Here is a 16,796-nt window from a genome sequence, read left to right as displayed (position 1 = left end):
TATCAATACTATTAGGCTGGGGCGAGCATACATTTACGCGCTATGCAGATGGAGATATACCAACAAAACAGTATTCTGAAATTTTGAATCGTTTATTTGATGAACCTACTTATTATTTAAGTATTTTGGAAGAGAACAAAGGCCTTAATGGATTGTAATTAAATGTGATTTGAGTCACAATTTGTATAGAGAATTTTTGTGTGCGTAAAAATTGGGAGGGATGAAAATGTTTGATTACAAAGGTAAGGTAGTTGTAGTTTCAGGAGCTTCGTCGGGCTTAGGTCGCTACATGGCCGTGGCTTTTGCCAAACAGGGAGCAGATGTGGCTGTCAGCGCCAGAAGATTTGAGCGCCTTCAGAGCTTAGCTAAAGAGTTAGAAAGCTATGGAGTCAGAGCTTTGCCGGTTGTGTGCGATGTTACGAGTGATGAACAAATTACGCAAGCGGCAGAGCAGGTTTTGGCTACTTTTGGTAAAGTTGATGTTCTTGTAAATTGCGCTGGATCTAGTAAGGGTGGTTCAGTGGATACTATGACTAATGAGGCATGGGATTTCACGGTAGCTACTGATTTAACATCAGTGTTCAAAGTGAGCCGTGCTTATTTGCCAGCCATGATTGCTAAAGGCTATGGCCGAATTATCAATATTTCTTCCGTGTACGGACTTATGGGCACTAGCCGTGGACAAGCTGCTTATCATGCCACCAAAGCTGGTGTTATCAGCTACACGCGGGCAGCGGCAGCTGAATTAGGTAGTAAAGGTATCACGGTCAACGCTATTTGCCCAGGCTTTTTCAGAACTGAATTAACAGAGGGCTTGTTTGATACACCCGAGTTCCAAGAGCAGGTGAAGCATATTCAACCGATAGCTAGAGCTGGTGAGGGGGATGAACTTTCAGCAGCTGCTATCTTTTTGGGCTCAGAAGAAGCTTCATTCGTCACAGGCGTTGCCTTGCCTGTTGATGGCGGTTGGTCCAGCTTTAAGTATTAGTAATGTCGAAACAAGCTTGTAGTGTAAGCAGAATCCATCTGTCTGGTAGTCTGGCAGGTGGATTTTTTAGATAGTGCTAGTAGAACTTTTTCAGGAAAAAGAAGTGCCTTTGCAAACTATTATGTTTATAAAATTTCTGCTTTACTAGCTCTAGGAGCAGCACATAAGCTAAGACAATCAAAACAATACCTAACAACAAACTAGGAGCTGGCTCAACAAAACCGAGCATGTCTTTTAGTGGTGAAAATGGTAAATAGACAACCAATGCATCGACTAGCGCGATAGAATAAAAGAGCTTTTGGTTGGGCTTTGATTTTACAAATGGCCGTGGCGTTCTAACAATTAACATGGCGAGCGTGGCTGATATGACAGCTTCAACAAACCAAGCTGTATGGAGGCTAACAGGTGAAGCTTGGAAGACGAACAAGAGGATAAAGAAAGTTATAAAGTCAAAAACAGACGAAATTATGCCGAAAGTGAAGATGAACTTTTTAATAAAATCAAGATCCATTCTAACTGGGTCATTTACTCATTCTTTGTTCACATTATCGCTGGCAATTTGCAGAGACGGAAAATAAGTCAACAGATTGGTCAACAGAATTTGCTTAGGAAGATGTATTTCAGGGTATTGGCAAAGGTGCGGCGACCCTCTTTTATGCCGTCAATCAAAACCTGCAAATCTTGCTTCAAGAGAATGATTTTAGCAGCCACTTTGGCTGTATCTTGGGCTGTATTAACCGAAATACCTACATCGGCACATTGAATGGCAGCACATCGTTGATACCATCGCCCATATAGCCCACAACATTATTATTCGACTTCAAAGTCACGATAATATCCTCTTTTTGGTTGGGGTCAATCTCAGCGAAAATACTGCAATCTTGAGCTTGAATTGCTAGCTGGCGATTAGTCAAATCTGAAACTTCATCGCCTGTCATGATTGAGTCTGGAGCAAGCTCCAATTTTTGCGCTATATGCTTAGCAATTATTTGAAAAAACTCCTTCTATTCTAAAAACGTAAAAGATTGCTTGTTATATGCATCGTCGCAGATTGCTTAGCAAGTTAAGTGCCCTTCTTATTCTTTAAGTAAGTTGTTTAAGTCCATAGTTTATGCCTAAATTTAAAATAAAATAAGCGAACTTGCTTAGCACAAAAATATATTTCAAGCAGGGAATTATCGGCTGCTAGAATTAATTTTTAGTAAAGCTGGATTTATGTTTGGCAGAATTTGCGAAATTTTAGCTTTAGCTTTAGTTTTATGCTGTATTTGCATGAATGCAATATGAGCGGAGGATTGCATGGTAACAACAATAAGATTAAGCGATGCAACTAACGAAAAATTGAAGCGTCTTGTGGCTGAAACTGGTAGGACTAAATCTTACTATTTACGTGAACTAATTGAAGATAATATTGAAGAATTGATGTATTGTAGAATTGATGCTGCGCTACGAAATAATGCAAGATGTGGAAGATTATAAGGCTGGCAAATTAGAAACTGTACCTTTTGAACAGGTGAAGGCTGAAGCTTATGCAATGGAAGATTGAGTTTACCAATAAAGTAGCTCGGCAAATAAAATAACTAGACAAATAAAATAACTATACAAACAAATTACGATTAGAATTATCAATAAAATTGCAGGAATTTCGCAATATAATAATCCCAAAGTAGTGGGAAAAGCATTGGTCGGAAATTATAAAGGCCTGTGGCGTTATCGAATTGGTTTAGCTTGCGACTTTAATTAATTGATGTTAATATTGCCAAGTATTCAAACAACTTGCCAATATAATCTGGGAGGTATGGTCCCAAAGTTTCTACCAAACGCCTTATGCTCGTTTGACTATTGGTTTTACGATAGCTTTGTTTTGTATTGCGCGAGTTTTTGGTATAAATTCGCCCGCAAGGCAAAAGGAGTTATTTTTCATGGAAAAGTTCTTCAAGTTAAAAGAAAACAACACCACAATTTCACGCGAAATTGTCGCTGGCGTAACGACATTTTTTGCAATGTCTTACATTTTATTCGTTAACCCCGCCATTTTGTCACAAACAGGTATGCCAGTTGGTGGCGTTTTCCTAGCCACTATCATCGCTGCAATTATCGGCACGTTGGTCATGGGCCTATTTGCTAATGTTCCGTATGCTCAAGCTGCTGGCATGGGCTTGAATGCTTTCTTCACATACACCGTTTGCTTCGGCCTTGGCTTCAAATGGCAAGAAGCTCTAGCAATGGTTTTCTTGTGCGGCCTCGTCAACATTTTGATTACCGTGAGTAAGATCCGTAAATTATTGATAAGCTCCATACCAAGCAGCTTGCAAAATGCAATTGGTGGTGGTATCGGCGTGTTCGTAGCTTATATCGGCTTGAAAAACGCAGGCTTATTAAGCTTTACAGCTAATCCTGGTACTTATGCTTTCTTAGGTAAAACACCAGCAGATGCGACAGTTGTTGCCAATTCTGCTGCCGTGCCTAGCTTAGTCAACTTTAATACCCCACATGTTTTATTAGCCTTGTTAGGTATTGCAATTACCATTGTTTTACTTGTGCTTAAAGTCAAGGGCGCCGTTATTTTCTCAATCGCAGCAACCACTTTGCTGGGTATTCCATTTGGTGTAACGCAGATTGACAAATTGAGCATATCTAATGGTGTTACACAGGCCTTCAAAGAATTAGGCATCACTTTCGGCGCTGCATTTGGTAACCCTGGTTTGCAATCTTTGTTCAATGACCCAAGCAAATTATTGAAAATCTTGATGACAATCTTCGCCTTTTCTTTGTCAGATACGTTTGATACAATCGGTACTTTCATTGGTACAGGCCGTGTATCAGGTATCTTTAGCGCTGAAGATGAAGCTTCCATGCTTAAATCAAGTGGCTTTAAGACCAAATTGGATCGTGCCTTGTTCGCAGATGCTATCGCTACATCAATCGGTGCTATCTTCGGTACATCTAACACAACAACTTACGTAGAATCAGCTGCTGGTATCGGTGCTGGTGGCCGTACAGGGTTAACATCTGTTGTCGTATCTATCTTATTTGCTTTGAGCATTTTCTTAGCACCAGTAGTTGGTATTGTGCCAGCTGAAGCAACAGCTCCTGTTTTGATTATGGTGGGCGTCATGATGCTATCTGCTTTGAAAGAGATTGATTGGAAGAATTTGGCCGAAGCAATTCCGGCTTTCTTTGCTGCCATTTTCATGGGCTTTGCATACAGCATTTCATATGGTATCGCCTTTGGCTTTATCAGTTATTGCTTAGTTAAAGTTACTCAAGGCAAGGCTAAAGAGGTTCATCCGATTTTGTGGTTAGCAACAGCATTGTTTGCTTTGAATTTCTTAATTTTGGCTTTACTTTAAGAGAAGAAAATAGCGTCTAACTTCCTTTTGCCCTATGGCCTAGTGTCATAGGGCTTTTTACTTGTTAAATTGGTCTGTTTGTTAGAGAATAGGGCTAGTTCTACTGAATTAATTTCAATGACCTTAGCTCGTTGAATTAGTTTCAAGAAAGGGTGAAATATGATCAAAGTATATGGTATGCCGACGTGTCCTGATTGCGTCTTTGTTGATGAACAAATTAAGGACAATGCCAATTTTCAAATAATTGATATTGGTGCAAACGTTAGGAACTTGCGTGAGTTTTTGAGCTTGCGAGATAAGTTAGAAGCTTTTTTAGAGGCGAAAAAAGCTGGTAGTATCGGCATTCCGTGCTTTATGTTAGAAGATGGGACAGTTAGCCTAAATCCAGCTGTAGTTGGCCTTAAGCAAAGAACAGAAGCGGATGTAATTAAAGGGCAAGCTTGCTCTTTGGATGGAACAGGCTGCTAATCTGAAACGTAGATGAAAAAGAGATTTCCAAACTAAAATTAAGCCGTAAAAATTGCGCAAATTCCACTAAAACTGCGGCTTTGGCACTAGTCAAAGTCTATTTTTGCTTGTTAAACATAGCGCACTTGAAGTTAACAAACACGAGGGAGAATTTGTATGAAGAAATTAGAATTTTATTAATAACAGCTTTCTAAGCTGCTAGCACCCTCCGCTGGCGGCTTTTTGGTTGACTAAATCAATTGCAATTTTGCCTAAGGCTTGAAAGCAGTGTCAAAACACCCGCAACAAATGTGACAACAAGTGAAAAAATAGAGCTAACTATTAAATATCCTTTACAACTAAAGCCATATTTAGTTAGAATGATCAGCAATGTGCAGGGAGGATAAGGCATGAACAGAACGAACAGGCAACGTTTGAATTGTAGCTTGATCAGACGATTACAGCCACTAGATACTATTCCCCCTTTTTCCATTGATTGTAATGATAATTATTCTGAAGCTGACTTCCTTATTCCTTTGGTAGTTGGCTTTTTTATTACCCATCACTTTCATAGAGAGCCAAACGCTTTTATAAAGCAACATTTTTTCTTAATTCACTATTTAATGAGCTTATATTTAATTCAGAGGGAAATGATTTTTCATTTCCCTTTTTTATTAGTCATAGAAGTTGGCCGACGAGCAATGCCGTTTTGCAAAGCTTATGAAGTTGACATGTAGAAAACGAGGAGGAAACATGCGAAAATTCAGGAATTTAGTCACGAATGCTGACTTGAGTGCAAGTGAGCTTTTGGACATTGTAAAATTAGGCGAAGCAATCGCTAAACAGCCAGAACAATATCTTGACTTATGTCACGGCAAAGTCTTAGGCTCTTTGTTCTTTGAACCATCTACTCGGACACGCTTAAGCTTTGAAGCAGCTATGTTACGCTTAGGTGGCTCAGTTGTGACTATTCCAGAGCCTAACGTCTCATCGACAACTAAAGGCGAGAGCCTCAAAGATACCATTCGGACAGTGAGCTCATATACAGACATCATTGCTATGCGCCATCCGCATGAGGGAGCAGGCACTTTAGCAGCAGAAGTTAGCCCAGTACCTTTTATTAACGCTGGTGATGGTGGACACCAACACCCAACTCAGACATTAACGGATTTACTGACAATTTACGAGCACAAACACAGCTTGGAAAATAATGTGATTGGCTTATGCGGCGACTTGAAATTCGGTCGTACAGTTCATTCCTTAGTCCAAACGCTAAGCAAATTTAAGGGTAACAAATTCATTTTCATCTCGCCCAAAGAATTACAAATTCCAGATTACTTGCGTATTTTCTTGAACGAAAACAATTTGGAGTACAAAGAAGTTAGCAGCCTAGATGAAGTGATTGATGAACTAGATATTTTGTACATGACTCGGGTCCAGAAAGAACGTTTCTTCAACGAAGCAGACTACATTCGCTTGAAAGATAGTTACATCTTGAATTTGGCAAAACTAGCCAAAGCTAAATCAGACATGATTATTCTGCACCCACTACCGCGTGTGAATGAAATTGCTGAAGAAGTTGACCAAGATCCACGCGCCAAATATTTTAATCAGGTTAAAAATGGTATGTACGTACGTATGGCACTTATCTTGCGCTTATTGGAGGTAAAATAATGTTGACAGTCAATAGTATTACGAACGGAGTTGTTATCGATCATATCAAAGCTGGTTTAGGCTACCGCATTTACCAATTGTTAGATTTAGCTAAATCACCTTACAGTGTTGCTTTGCTGATGAACGTTAGCTCGGCTAAAGAAGGCAAAAAAGACATTTTAAAAATCGAACAGGCTGGAGAGCTTGATTACAGTATTTTGAGCTTGCTAGATCCACAAATTACCATTAATGAAATCAAAGATGAGCAGGTAGTCAACAAATACAAAGTACAATTTCCGAACGAAGTTTACGACTTTATCAAATGCAAAAATCCACGTTGCATAAGCAATCATCAAAATATTAAACAACATTTCCACCTAATGAATCCTAAAACCGTAATTTACCGTTGCCACTATTGCGACAACTTATATAAATGTGGAGGCCAAGAGTGCTAACTGTCATTAAAAATGCCCACTTAGTAGATGCCGTAATGAATATGGCTGGCTCGTTACTCTTAAAAGACGGTCAAATTTTGGCTATCGGATCTGTAACAGCTTTCGATAACCTAGAGGCAGAGATAATTGATGTAAATGGCTTAACACTGTTGCCAGCCTTTGTCGATTTACATGCCCATTTCCGCGATCCAGGTCTGACTTACAAAGAGGATTTAAAAACAGGTTCTAAAGCTGCTTTAGCTGGTGGCTACACCACAGTCAATTTGATGGCCAATACTAAGCCAGTTTGTGATACAGCAGAGAAACAGCTGGAAATCATGAAACGGGCTAAAGCATTAGACTTGATCGATGTTTATCAAGCACAGGCAGTGACTTATGGCTTAGAGGGAAAAGAATTAACAGATTTTGCTAATTGCCATGGTCTCCTATTATCTGATGATGGACGTGGCATTAGCTCTGATCAAGTGATGCTAAAGGCTTTGCAAGCTGCCAAAGCTAACGACAAATTAGTGCAAGTGCATGAGGAAAATCCAGCTTTTGCACCAGATGAAAGCGGCTTAGCCGAAGAAAGTATGTTGGTGCGTGATTTACTTTTGGCAGAAAAACTGAAAGCGTCACTTTACCTCTGTCACATGAGTACAGCTAAATCATTAGAGCTGGTGGCACAAGCTAAAGCTAAGGGGACAGACGTGATTGTGGAAGTTACTCCTCATCACTTAGCGCTTTCAGATAATCCTTACAAAGTCCATCCACCTATTCGCCATGCCAAAGATAGATTGGCTTTAATTGAGGGCATTAAGAATGGTTTAGTTGACATTATCGGGACTGATCATGCGCCGCATAGCGAACAGGACAAACAAGAGGGCGCGCCTGGCTTAGTAGGCTTAGAAACAGCGTTTTCCGTACTTTACACTAGCTTGGTGCTTGAACACGGCATCAGTTTGCAAAAGCTGTCAGAGCTGATGAGTGCGAAAGGTGCTGAAATTTTAAAAATCAAAAAAGGCCGCCTGTGCTTAGGATATCAGGCAGACTTAGTTTTAATTGACTTAGATGCTGTACGAACCATTGAACCAGCCAACTTGCATTCCAAGAGCAAGAATACGCCTTTTATCAATAAGAGCTATCAGGGTGAAGTAGTTTGGACAATGAAAGACGGCGTCATAAAGTATAGAAAGGGTGTTGAATTATGAGTTTAATCACAGCTCGCTTGTATGAAGCAATTGCCAAAAAAGGTTTTGTCTGTGTCGGTTTGGATAGCCATCTAGACTATATACCCGACTATATCAAACAAAAATATAGCGGTGTTGAGGAACAACTTTTAGCATACAATCTGGCCATCATTGAGGCCACGCAAGATATTGCTGCTATTTACAAATTACAAATTGCTTACTATGAAGCTAACGGCTTAGCCGGCTTACGTGCTTATATTCGCACATTGCAATATTTAAAAGAACATAAATTGCTCAGCATTGGTGACATCAAGCGTGGTGACATTGCAGCCACAGCCAAAGAATACGCAAAAGCTCACTTTACAGGCGAATTTGCAGCTGATTTTGTGACCTTGAGTCCTTATATGGGACTAGACAGCGTAACACCTTATTTGGATTACTTGAAGCGTGGTGACAAAGGAGCCTTTGTCTTGCTTAGAACCTCCAACCCTGGGGCTAGCGATATTGAATGCTTAGATTACCACGGTGAACCTTTGTACTACAAAGTTGGCGATGACCTGTTACGCTTAACTGAAGAATTAGACAATGAACCTTATTCACCTTTAGGCTTGGTGGTCGGGGCTACGCATGCGGAGGAAGCTGCTTCTATTCGCAAACGCTACCCTAAGCAATTCTTCCTGCTCCCAGGCTATGGCGCCCAAGGTGCTAAGGCGGAAAATATTCGCACTTACTTACAGGATTTTAACGGCGGCGTGGTCAATTCCTCGCGTGGCATCATAAAGTACTATCAAAAATTCCCAGATGGTGGCGAGAGCGAAGCTAAGTTCTCTAACTATACCCGTGAAGCAGTTGTTAAAATGCGAGAGGATATTTATGGCGCTTAAACAAGCATACGAACAAGTCAAAATTTTGCAAAATCAGGCAGTCAGCCAAGGAATTTATGCGCTGACAGTAGCTTGTAAGCGGGAAGTTAAGGCTGGTCAGTTTTTCATGCTGAAGGGCTTTAGTGATCGCAATATGTTACCTAGACCAATCAGTATTTACGATCGGACGCCTGATACACTGACTTTCTTATATGCTGTGGTTGGTAAAGGCACAAGTGAGTTAGCAACTAAAAAAGTAGGCGATGGTGTTGACGTTTTGGGACCTTTGGGTAACGGCTTTCGCTTGCCAGATCCTAATACACCTTGCAAAATCGCACTGGTTGCAGGCGGCATTGGCATAGCACCATTTCCCTACTTAGCTAAAGCTGCTCAAGCTGCCAATCGACAGTCTAAGTGGCAAATAGATCTGTATGCAGGTTTCCGCAAAACTGTTTACGGTGTAGCTGAGTGTGCAGATTATGTGTCTCAGACCTTCATTGCTACGAATGATGGTAGCGTCGGTCAGCGTGGCTTTGTCACTGATTTAATTACAGATACTTATGATTATGTTTATTGTTGTGGACCGACTGTCATGATGAAAGCATTGCAACAATTACATTTACGGGCCAAAGTCTATCTATCTTTGGAAAATCGCATGGCTTGTGGCATCGGCGCTTGCTTGGCTTGTAGCTGTGTCACGAATTTGGGTATGCGAAGAGTCTGCAAGGATGGGCCAGTTTTTGCGGCAGAGGAGGTGTGCTTATGAATATGCAAGTTGATATTTGCAAAGTAAAGCTCAAAAATCCTGTGATAGCTGCTTCTGGTACTTTTGGTTTTGGCCGTGAATATGCTGAATACTATGATGTGAGTGTACTTGGCGGTATTTCTACTAAAGGCTTAACATACTACGGCAAACCTGGCAATACTGGCCTGAGAATTTACGAAACAAGTAGCGGGATTATGAACAGTATCGGCTTACAAAATCCGTCAGTACCGACATTTGTTCAGACAGAGCTGCCGTATATGCAGACATTAGGGACAGAGATTATCGCTAATGTAGGTGGCAGCAAAATTGAGGATTATTTGTTATCAATCGATATGTTGGAAAAAACGGCGATTAAAATTATTGAACTTAACATTTCTTGCCCCAACGTGAAAGAAGGCGGTATGGCTTTTGGCATTAAATGCGACAGTGCTTATGAAATTGTCAAACAAGTTAGACAGCATACCAACAAAATTCTCATGGTGAAGCTTTCCCCAAATGCTGAGGATATAAAAGCGATGGCAGCCACTTGTGTTGAAGCTGGAGCTGATTGCTTATCCTTAGTAAACACGTTCAATGCTTTGGCAATTGACATACATAAGCGCCGTGCTGTCTTTGATAATGTGACAGCGGGTTTGTCAGGCGCCTGTATCAAACCAATTGCTTTGCGTATGGTGCGTGATGTTTGTAAGACAGTTAATGTGCCAGTTATTGGTATGGGCGGCATTATGGATGCCAACGATGCAATTGAATTTATCATGGCTGGTGCAACGGCAGTGCAAGTTGGCACAGCTAATTTTTTGGATTTAACAGTTATGCCCAAAATCATTCAGGGCATTGCCAATTTTATGCGGCAGGAAAAAATTAACGATTTAAGTGAAATAAGAGGCATTATTTAGTGCCTGAACGGAGGAAATATGGAAAATCAAGTTTTGGAATTATTAAAACAAAGTCATAGCTTGTTGGAGGGACATTTTTTGCTGTCCTCTGGTAAGCATAGCGATCGCTATATTCAATGTGCGCAGGTTTGCATGTACCCTGAGCGTTTAGCCACAATTTGCCAAGTGATCAAGGAACGTTTGACTGAAGCAAATGTAAAGGTGGATTGTGTGGTAGGACCAGCTATGGGCGGTATAATTGTGGCTTATGAATTAGCCCGCAGCTTAGGCGTACGTGCTATGTTTACCGAACGTGAAAATAATATCATGACCTTCCGCCGTGGCTTCCAGGTTAAGCGGGGTGAAAAAGTGTTGATTGTAGAAGATGTAGTCACAACGGGTAAATCTTCGTTGGAGAGTGCAGCAGTAGTAGCTCAACAAGGCGGCGAAGTTGTGGGCATTGCGTCAATTGTTGATCGCAGTAACGGCCAATTTACAGCCAAACCCTTATATCCAGCTATCAGCTTACAAGTTAAGGCTTATGAGGCAGGCGAGTGCCCATTGTGCCGTGATGGCAAATTACCAGTCGTTAAACCAGGTAGCCGCAAAATGTAATAATCCATGCATTAAGAGATAAATGTAAAACATAGCTCAGCTGTTTTCATTCTGAAGATGGTTGAGCTTATTTTATTAGCGACAGGCTTAAAAATGTGAGAGCTTGCGTCGGAGTTAGTATACAAGAAAGGCACAATTCTTGGAGTAAATCACAATTTCGTAAACAGGCATGCGTTATAATTGAAAGAAACTGAAAGCAGCTTATGGGATAGAGAGGAAACTATGCAAGAAACTAGGCGCTGCGTTATAGTGGGCGCAGCCAATATTAAAAATTATGCAAGTTGCAAAACTTATCTTGCTGAGACAGACTTTTATGCCTATTGTGATGGCGCTTTGCGACATCAAGAACAATTAGGCGCTAAACCTAATTTGATCGTGGGCGACTTTGATAGCTTTAAGGCAACTGAAGCTATAGCTATTGCGCGAAAATATGCCTCTGAAATTATCACATTGCCGAGAGCCAAAGATGACACTGATAGCATGTATGCCGCCAAAATTATGCTTAAACGAGGCTATCGCCAATTTGTTTTGATAGGCTTGATTGGTGAGCGCATGGATCACAGTCTGGCTAATATTGCGCTTTTGCTTTATTTATACAAGCACGGCTGCCAAGTGCTTTTGGTGGATGACTATGCAGAGTATGAAATTATTGGCCGAGCTGGCTGTAAAATCAGTGATAAATTTGCTTACTTTTCGTTACTGACTGTAAACGGCGATGCCAGCCAAATTAATATCACGGGCGCCAAATTCCCACTTACTAACGGTTGCATTAATTGTGCTGAACAATATGCCACCAGTAATGAGGTATTAAAAGGACAGGTAGCTGAAGTTAAAGTTGGCCAGGGAGAATTACTCTTAATGCGCTTGTACTGATTGCTTTTAGTTAGAAATTAGGCAAAGCAGACAGAACTCAACGACACAGAAATAGAACTTAACAACATAGAGCAACATTAGAAAATTATCAGAAAAGCCAAGGAGAAGCTATGCCAAAATTGTACACAGCCCAAGAAATTTGTAGAATTGTTGACGCCATGATTACTCTGTATCCACAAGATCGCTCCGAGCTCAACTTTACAAACAGCTTTGAATTGTTATGTGCAGTTGTTTTGAGTGCGCAAACAACCGACAAAGCCGTCAACAAAGTAACGCCCGATCTATTTAATGCCTATCCGAAAGCTAAAGCCATGAGTGAGGCGAGTGAAGAGAGCATTAGTGCATATATCAAAACAATTGGCTTGTACAAAAATAAAGCGAAATATCTCAAACAATTATCTAGCCAGCTAATTAGCAAATTTAATGGTGAAGTGCCTCAGACGAGAGAAGAACTTACCTCATTGAGCGGAGTGGGGAGAAAGACAGCTAACGTTGTTTTGGCCAATGCTTTCGATATCCCAGCCTTTGCGGTGGACACACATGTGGAACGTATCTGTAAACGGTTCCAGTTTGTTGAGAAGGACGCTTCTGTTTTAGACGTAGAGAAGAAAATGACCAAAGTTTTGCCACCTAGCTTGTGGCGCCAATCGCATCATTCAATCTTGTTGTTCGGGCGCTATCAGTGCGTGGCGAGAAAGCATGAACATCAAGTTTGCATAGAACGCTTAAAGCAGGTTATGGAAGAAGCTGAATTGTTAGAACGCTTACCTAAAGAGTGTTGAAAAAACGTGCTGAAAAAATTTGCTTTTTTCTTATATAAAAATTGTATTGGCCGACAGGGTGTCGGTGTTTTGAAAATTGTATAGGAGTTTCATATGACAGGTATAAGCTTGGCAGAAATTAATTAGCAGTACATTGCTGGCGGTTTAGCACTTTTTCTCTATGGTATGCATCTGATGGGCGACAACTTGACGAAGTTTGCCGGCAGCAAATTCCGTTATTACATCGAAAAATATACCTCCAATCCGATTCTAGGCGCGATAGTGAGCCTGCTGTTTACAGGCTTAGAAATGATGGGAAATGCTTTGCAAGATTTACAATATGTCGATGGATTTCAGAGCTTAATTGTTAAGTTCTCTGCTTATCCTTTACTAGCTACTTTAGCAGGTGCGCTTATCACAGGCGTTGTGCAATCTTCATCTGCAGTTGTTGGTATTATTCAAGTTTTATATAGCAAAGAGGTTATTACACTTTATGCAGCTGTCGGTTTAACTTTTGGTGCTAACATTGGTACAACTGTCACAGGGGCGTTAGCTTGTTTAAGTACAGCTAGTTTGTCGGCTAAACGAATTTCACTCTTTCATTTAATTTTTAATGTCATAGTTTCATTGCTCTTCTTAATTTTAATTGAGCCATTTGTTTATTGCCTGATTGGTATCAGTGACTATTTCGCTTTGAACAAATTAATGACAGTAGTAGTTGGACATTTTCTCTTTAACTTAATTGGTATGCTGATTTTTTGCCGCTTTGTAAGCAAATTGTGCATGTCTTAGAACGTATTTTGCCAGGTCAGGATGAAATATTTGTTGAAAATAAGACATTTCAACTTGAACCTAGACTACGTAAAGACTTCCCAGCTTTAGCTTTAAAGCAAATTGAAGATGCGATTTTAGAGGCCTGCCTTTGATGGTAATATAGGCTATTTAGAATTTGTTCCGTTATGGAAGTAATTCTAAATAGAGAAGACCTAGATTTATGGAATAAAGAGAAGCATCACGCTCTATAAATAGGATTGAGTTTAAATGCCACATCTTGTATAGTTTGTTTAGAATTTATTCCGTTGTGGAAATAATTCTAAATAGGAAAGGCGCGTATCTATGGAAATAAAGCGTGATTATTACTGGAATCAGAAGAAGTGGAAAGACTTATCTACTTAATAAACTTTTTTATAACCATTTAGTTGAAAGCGGTGTTGAAGAAAGCCATATCATCAAATTTGCCTTTGACTCAGGCCGAGATTTATTAAAAATCGGCGAAGATTTAATGAGCTTAGATGTTCTCAGTGGCGAAAGATTAGTTGATCCCAAAAAGTTTTTAAACTATATCATGAGCGAAACAAATGATAATGAAAAATTTTATATTCTCTTAGATGAAGTTCAATTGTTGGCATCGTTTGAGCAAGTATTAAACGGCTTTTTACGTCAAGCTAATTTTGATGTTTATGTTACTGGTAGTAATTCTAAATTTCTATCTAAAGATGTCATCACTGAATTTGCAGGCAGAGGAGATGAAGTGCATGTTATGCCTTTGGTATTTTCTGAATTTCTCGAAGCTTACGCTGGCGATAAGGAAGATGCCTTTGCTGAATACCAGGTGTATGGCGGCTTACCAGCACAGGTTTTAATGCAGTCGGATGAAGATAAGATGAATTATCTGAAAGGGCAATTAGAAAATGTCTATTTACGTGATGTTGTTCACAGGTACGATATATGCATAACTACTGAATTAGAAGATTTACTCAATATTTTGGCGTCAGGTATTTCCACGCTTACAAACCCAAACAAACTAGCTGCTACTTTCCAATCAATAAAAAACACAAAAATTTCAGCTAATACAATCGATAAGTTTATCGGCTATTTTGAAGATTCATTTATGCTGAACAAAGTGTATAGATATGACGTAAAAGGTAGAAAATATATTGGAACACCCTACAAAATATATTTTGAAGATATAGGACTGAGAAATGCACGCTTAAATTTTAGACAAGTTGAAGCAACTCACTTGATGGAAAATATTATTTATAACGAACTAAGATACCGTGGCTATATGGTTGATGTAGGAATGGTCGTAAAAAGAGAAAATTCTAATGGTTGTGATGTTAAGAAACAGCTTGAGGTTGACTTTGTAGTTAATCGTGGCAGTAAAAGATATTATGTCCAGTCAGCATATAGTCTTCCTGACGTCGAAAAAATAAATCAAGAAAAAGCATCTTTGCTAAATATCGCTGATTCGTTCAAAAAAATTCTAGTTGTAAAAGATCGCATAAAACCATATTGGGATGAGAACGGCATACTTACCATAAATTTGTTTGACTTTTTGTTAAACAAGGATAGTTTAGATTTGTAACGAGCGAAACAAAAAGGTGAATACTTGACCTTTAACAAAGTTGTAACTTGCTAGAGGATACAAGAATCAATATAATTAGACAATATTTGTATTTTAGCTGCAAGTTAATTATTTCAATATGGAGAAAGATATGCAGACAGTAATTCAAGCCGAACAAACTTGGCTAATTTGGGCCATACTTTTAATTTTAACTTTAATCGCTCTGCAATTAGAAAAAAACTACAAATGGGCGCAAAAGCTTTCAGCGGCAGTGATTGGCTTATTAGGTGCAGCCTTACTGACTAATTTGCGTATCTTACCTTTAGAATCAACGGTATACGACAATATCTGGACCTATGTCATACCCTTATCCATACCGATGCTGCTTTTTCAAAGTGATTTACGCCGTATCTTTCAAGAAGCTGGGCGAAGCTTACTATTGTTCATAGTTGGCGCCCTTGGTACGATAGTAGGTGCGGTTGTGGGCCATGTGCTTTTACAGGCTTTTATCCCACAATTAAATCATATCGCTGGTATGATGACAGGCTCATATATCGGTGGTGGCGTCAATTTCGTAGCTTTGGCGCAAGTGTTTAAGCTAGATAAGACGTTAGTGTCAGCTACGACAGTTGCGGACAATTTCAATATGGCCTTGTATTTTATTATCCTGGTGACCATTCCTCGCATTGGCTTTTTTAAGCGCCATTTTTCCCATCTAAAAGCTGAACAGAATGAAACAGTTAATAAAGTTAAAGTATCAATTAACGCCATAGACTTAGCCAGATTATTTGCCGTATCTGTTACAATTGTGGCTTTCAGTGACAGCTTAGCTAATTATTTTGCTAAGACAATTCCAACTACTACTTTTGCGAGTAATTTGTTGCAGCAACTACTTGGCAATACCTATCTTTTGATTACGACAATTACGATGCTGTTAGCAACTATTTTCCCAAAATATTGTGCAAGCATCAAAGGCGCGCCAGAAGTTGGCAATTTCTTAATTGAGATTTTCTTTGTGGTGATTGGTGTACCAGCTAGTTTGCAGGTGATTGTCGAAACAGCGCCACTTTTGTTGGTATTTTGCTTTATCATGGTCTGCTTCAATATGCTTTTTTCATTCGGTGCAGCCAAGCTCTTTAATTTCAGTTTGGAAGAGGCAATTATCGCATCCAATGCTAACATCGGAGGTCCTGCTACAGCTTCAGCCATGGCAATTTCGCAAGGTTGGTCTTCCTTGATTGGCCCAGGTATCTTTGTAGGCCTGTTTGGCTATATCATTGGCAATTATTTAGGCACGATAGTGGGAAATTTGCTGTGATTTGAGCGCAAACTGTTGGCGTGGATTTATGGATTAGTAAATTGTTTAATGCACACCATAAGTATAGTGTGTATTAAGGAGGCTAAAGGTTAACTATGAGTACGATTAGAAAAAGTATTACTTTGACCGCTCCAATTTATGAAATTATCAATGATTATGCTAAGAAACAGGGAATGTCATTTCCTGAATTTTTGCGAGACACAGCTTTAAAAGAAATTGCCAGAAGTGAAAATGCAAGTTTGTTGTAATATCTCAATGCCAACTGTGGATATATTTGCAAACAGGAACAAACAGAAATTGAAGCATTAAATATTAA

The 16,796-nt window shown here is 39.7% G+C and carries 20 protein-coding genes and 1 riboswitch; of the genes, 18 read left to right on the top strand and 2 right to left on the bottom strand.

Going from position 1 to position 16,796, the window contains the following annotated elements; genetic code table 11:
- The first annotated feature begins 226 nt into the window (after positions 1-226).
- Positions 227-988, top strand: coding sequence for an SDR family NAD(P)-dependent oxidoreductase (locus PYS62_RS06880; RefSeq protein ID WP_066713236.1), 762 nt, complete (start codon positions 227-229; stop codon positions 986-988).
- A 76-nt stretch (positions 989-1,064) separates the two neighbouring features.
- Here the strand turns inward: PYS62_RS06880 and PYS62_RS06875 are convergent, their stop codons facing one another.
- Positions 1,065-1,499, bottom strand: a complete 435-nt coding sequence (locus PYS62_RS06875) for a cation transporting ATPase C-terminal domain-containing protein (RefSeq protein ID WP_066713247.1) — start codon at positions 1,497-1,499, stop codon at positions 1,065-1,067.
- Between the two features lie 235 nt (positions 1,500-1,734).
- A complete protein-coding gene (locus PYS62_RS06870) occupies positions 1,735-1,950 on the bottom strand; it encodes a hypothetical protein (protein WP_156422940.1) in 216 nt (71 codons plus the stop codon).
- Positions 1,951-2,287: 337 nt separating this feature from the next.
- Between PYS62_RS06870 and PYS62_RS06865 the strand changes: the two genes are divergently transcribed.
- The 17 genes from PYS62_RS06865 (at position 2,288) to PYS62_RS06785 (ending at position 16,728) form a co-directional block, all read left to right on the top strand.
- Positions 2,288-2,467: a ribbon-helix-helix protein, CopG family gene (locus tag PYS62_RS06865; RefSeq protein WP_082714279.1), complete on the top strand. Its 180-nt coding sequence runs from the start codon at positions 2,288-2,290 to the stop codon at positions 2,465-2,467.
- Positions 2,468-2,748: 281 nt separating this feature from the next.
- Positions 2,749-2,850, top strand: a riboswitch (purine riboswitch).
- 60 nt (positions 2,851-2,910) lie between these two features.
- Positions 2,911-4,341: an NCS2 family permease gene (locus PYS62_RS06860; RefSeq protein ID WP_066713253.1), complete on the top strand. Its 1,431-nt coding sequence runs from the start codon at positions 2,911-2,913 to the stop codon at positions 4,339-4,341.
- Between the two features lie 159 nt (positions 4,342-4,500).
- Positions 4,501-4,809: a glutaredoxin-related protein gene (locus PYS62_RS06855; protein WP_066713256.1), complete on the top strand. Its 309-nt coding sequence runs from the start codon at positions 4,501-4,503 to the stop codon at positions 4,807-4,809.
- 389 nt (positions 4,810-5,198) lie between these two features.
- Positions 5,199-5,525, top strand: a complete 327-nt coding sequence (locus PYS62_RS06850; protein WP_066713259.1) for a hypothetical protein — start codon at positions 5,199-5,201, stop codon at positions 5,523-5,525.
- Between the two features lie 16 nt (positions 5,526-5,541).
- On the top strand, positions 5,542-6,462 hold the full coding sequence (gene pyrB, locus PYS62_RS06845; RefSeq protein ID WP_066713262.1) for an aspartate carbamoyltransferase: 921 nt from the start codon (positions 5,542-5,544) through the stop codon (positions 6,460-6,462).
- Positions 6,462-6,896 carry an aspartate carbamoyltransferase regulatory subunit gene (locus PYS62_RS06840; protein WP_066713264.1) on the top strand — a complete coding sequence of 145 codons (435 nt, stop codon included), beginning with the start codon at positions 6,462-6,464 and terminating at the stop codon, positions 6,894-6,896. Before pyrB ends, PYS62_RS06840 begins: the two co-directional genes overlap by 1 nt.
- Positions 6,890-8,086, top strand: coding sequence for a dihydroorotase (locus PYS62_RS06835; protein WP_156422941.1), 1,197 nt, complete (start codon positions 6,890-6,892; stop codon positions 8,084-8,086). The genes PYS62_RS06840 and PYS62_RS06835 overlap by 7 nt, the downstream gene beginning before the upstream one ends.
- On the top strand, positions 8,080-8,949 hold the full coding sequence (gene pyrF, locus PYS62_RS06830; protein WP_390085789.1) for an orotidine-5'-phosphate decarboxylase: 870 nt from the start codon (positions 8,080-8,082) through the stop codon (positions 8,947-8,949). The genes PYS62_RS06835 and pyrF overlap by 7 nt, the downstream gene beginning before the upstream one ends.
- Complete coding sequence (locus PYS62_RS06825) at positions 8,939-9,694, top strand: dihydroorotate dehydrogenase electron transfer subunit (protein ID WP_066713271.1); 756 nt, start codon at positions 8,939-8,941, stop codon at positions 9,692-9,694. Before pyrF ends, PYS62_RS06825 begins: the two co-directional genes overlap by 11 nt.
- 2 nt (positions 9,695-9,696) lie before the next feature.
- Entirely contained in the window at positions 9,697-10,590 is an 894-nt protein-coding gene (locus PYS62_RS06820) for a dihydroorotate dehydrogenase (RefSeq protein ID WP_066713344.1), read from the top strand.
- Between the two features lie 18 nt (positions 10,591-10,608).
- Positions 10,609-11,184 (top strand): orotate phosphoribosyltransferase, encoded by a 576-nt coding sequence (gene pyrE, locus PYS62_RS06815; protein ID WP_066713275.1) that lies wholly within the window; start codon positions 10,609-10,611, stop codon positions 11,182-11,184.
- A 222-nt stretch (positions 11,185-11,406) separates the two neighbouring features.
- Complete coding sequence (locus PYS62_RS06810; RefSeq protein ID WP_066713277.1) at positions 11,407-12,057, top strand: thiamine diphosphokinase; 651 nt, start codon at positions 11,407-11,409, stop codon at positions 12,055-12,057.
- A 110-nt stretch (positions 12,058-12,167) separates the two neighbouring features.
- Positions 12,168-12,839 (top strand): endonuclease III, encoded by a 672-nt coding sequence (gene nth, locus PYS62_RS06805; RefSeq protein ID WP_066713280.1) that lies wholly within the window; start codon positions 12,168-12,170, stop codon positions 12,837-12,839.
- 132 nt (positions 12,840-12,971) lie between these two features.
- Positions 12,972-13,610, top strand: a complete 639-nt coding sequence (locus tag PYS62_RS06800) for a Na/Pi symporter (RefSeq protein ID WP_315574213.1) — start codon at positions 12,972-12,974, stop codon at positions 13,608-13,610.
- Between the two features lie 337 nt (positions 13,611-13,947).
- Positions 13,948-15,183, top strand: a complete 1,236-nt coding sequence (locus PYS62_RS06795) for an ATP-binding protein (protein ID WP_156422945.1) — start codon at positions 13,948-13,950, stop codon at positions 15,181-15,183.
- Positions 15,184-15,313: 130 nt separating this feature from the next.
- On the top strand, positions 15,314-16,480 hold the full coding sequence (locus PYS62_RS06790) for a DUF819 family protein (protein ID WP_066713286.1): 1,167 nt from the start codon (positions 15,314-15,316) through the stop codon (positions 16,478-16,480).
- A gap of 95 nt (positions 16,481-16,575) precedes the next feature.
- Positions 16,576-16,728 carry a hypothetical protein gene (locus PYS62_RS06785; RefSeq protein ID WP_156422946.1) on the top strand — a complete coding sequence of 51 codons (153 nt, stop codon included), beginning with the start codon at positions 16,576-16,578 and terminating at the stop codon, positions 16,726-16,728.
- Positions 16,729-16,796: the final 68 nt, after the last annotated feature.

The organism is Amygdalobacter nucleatus (assembly GCF_029167365.1).
Taxonomy (GTDB): Bacteria; Bacillota; Clostridia; order Saccharofermentanales; family Fastidiosipilaceae; genus Amygdalobacter; species Amygdalobacter nucleatus.
This window is presented reverse-complemented; position numbering and strand designations above follow the sequence as displayed.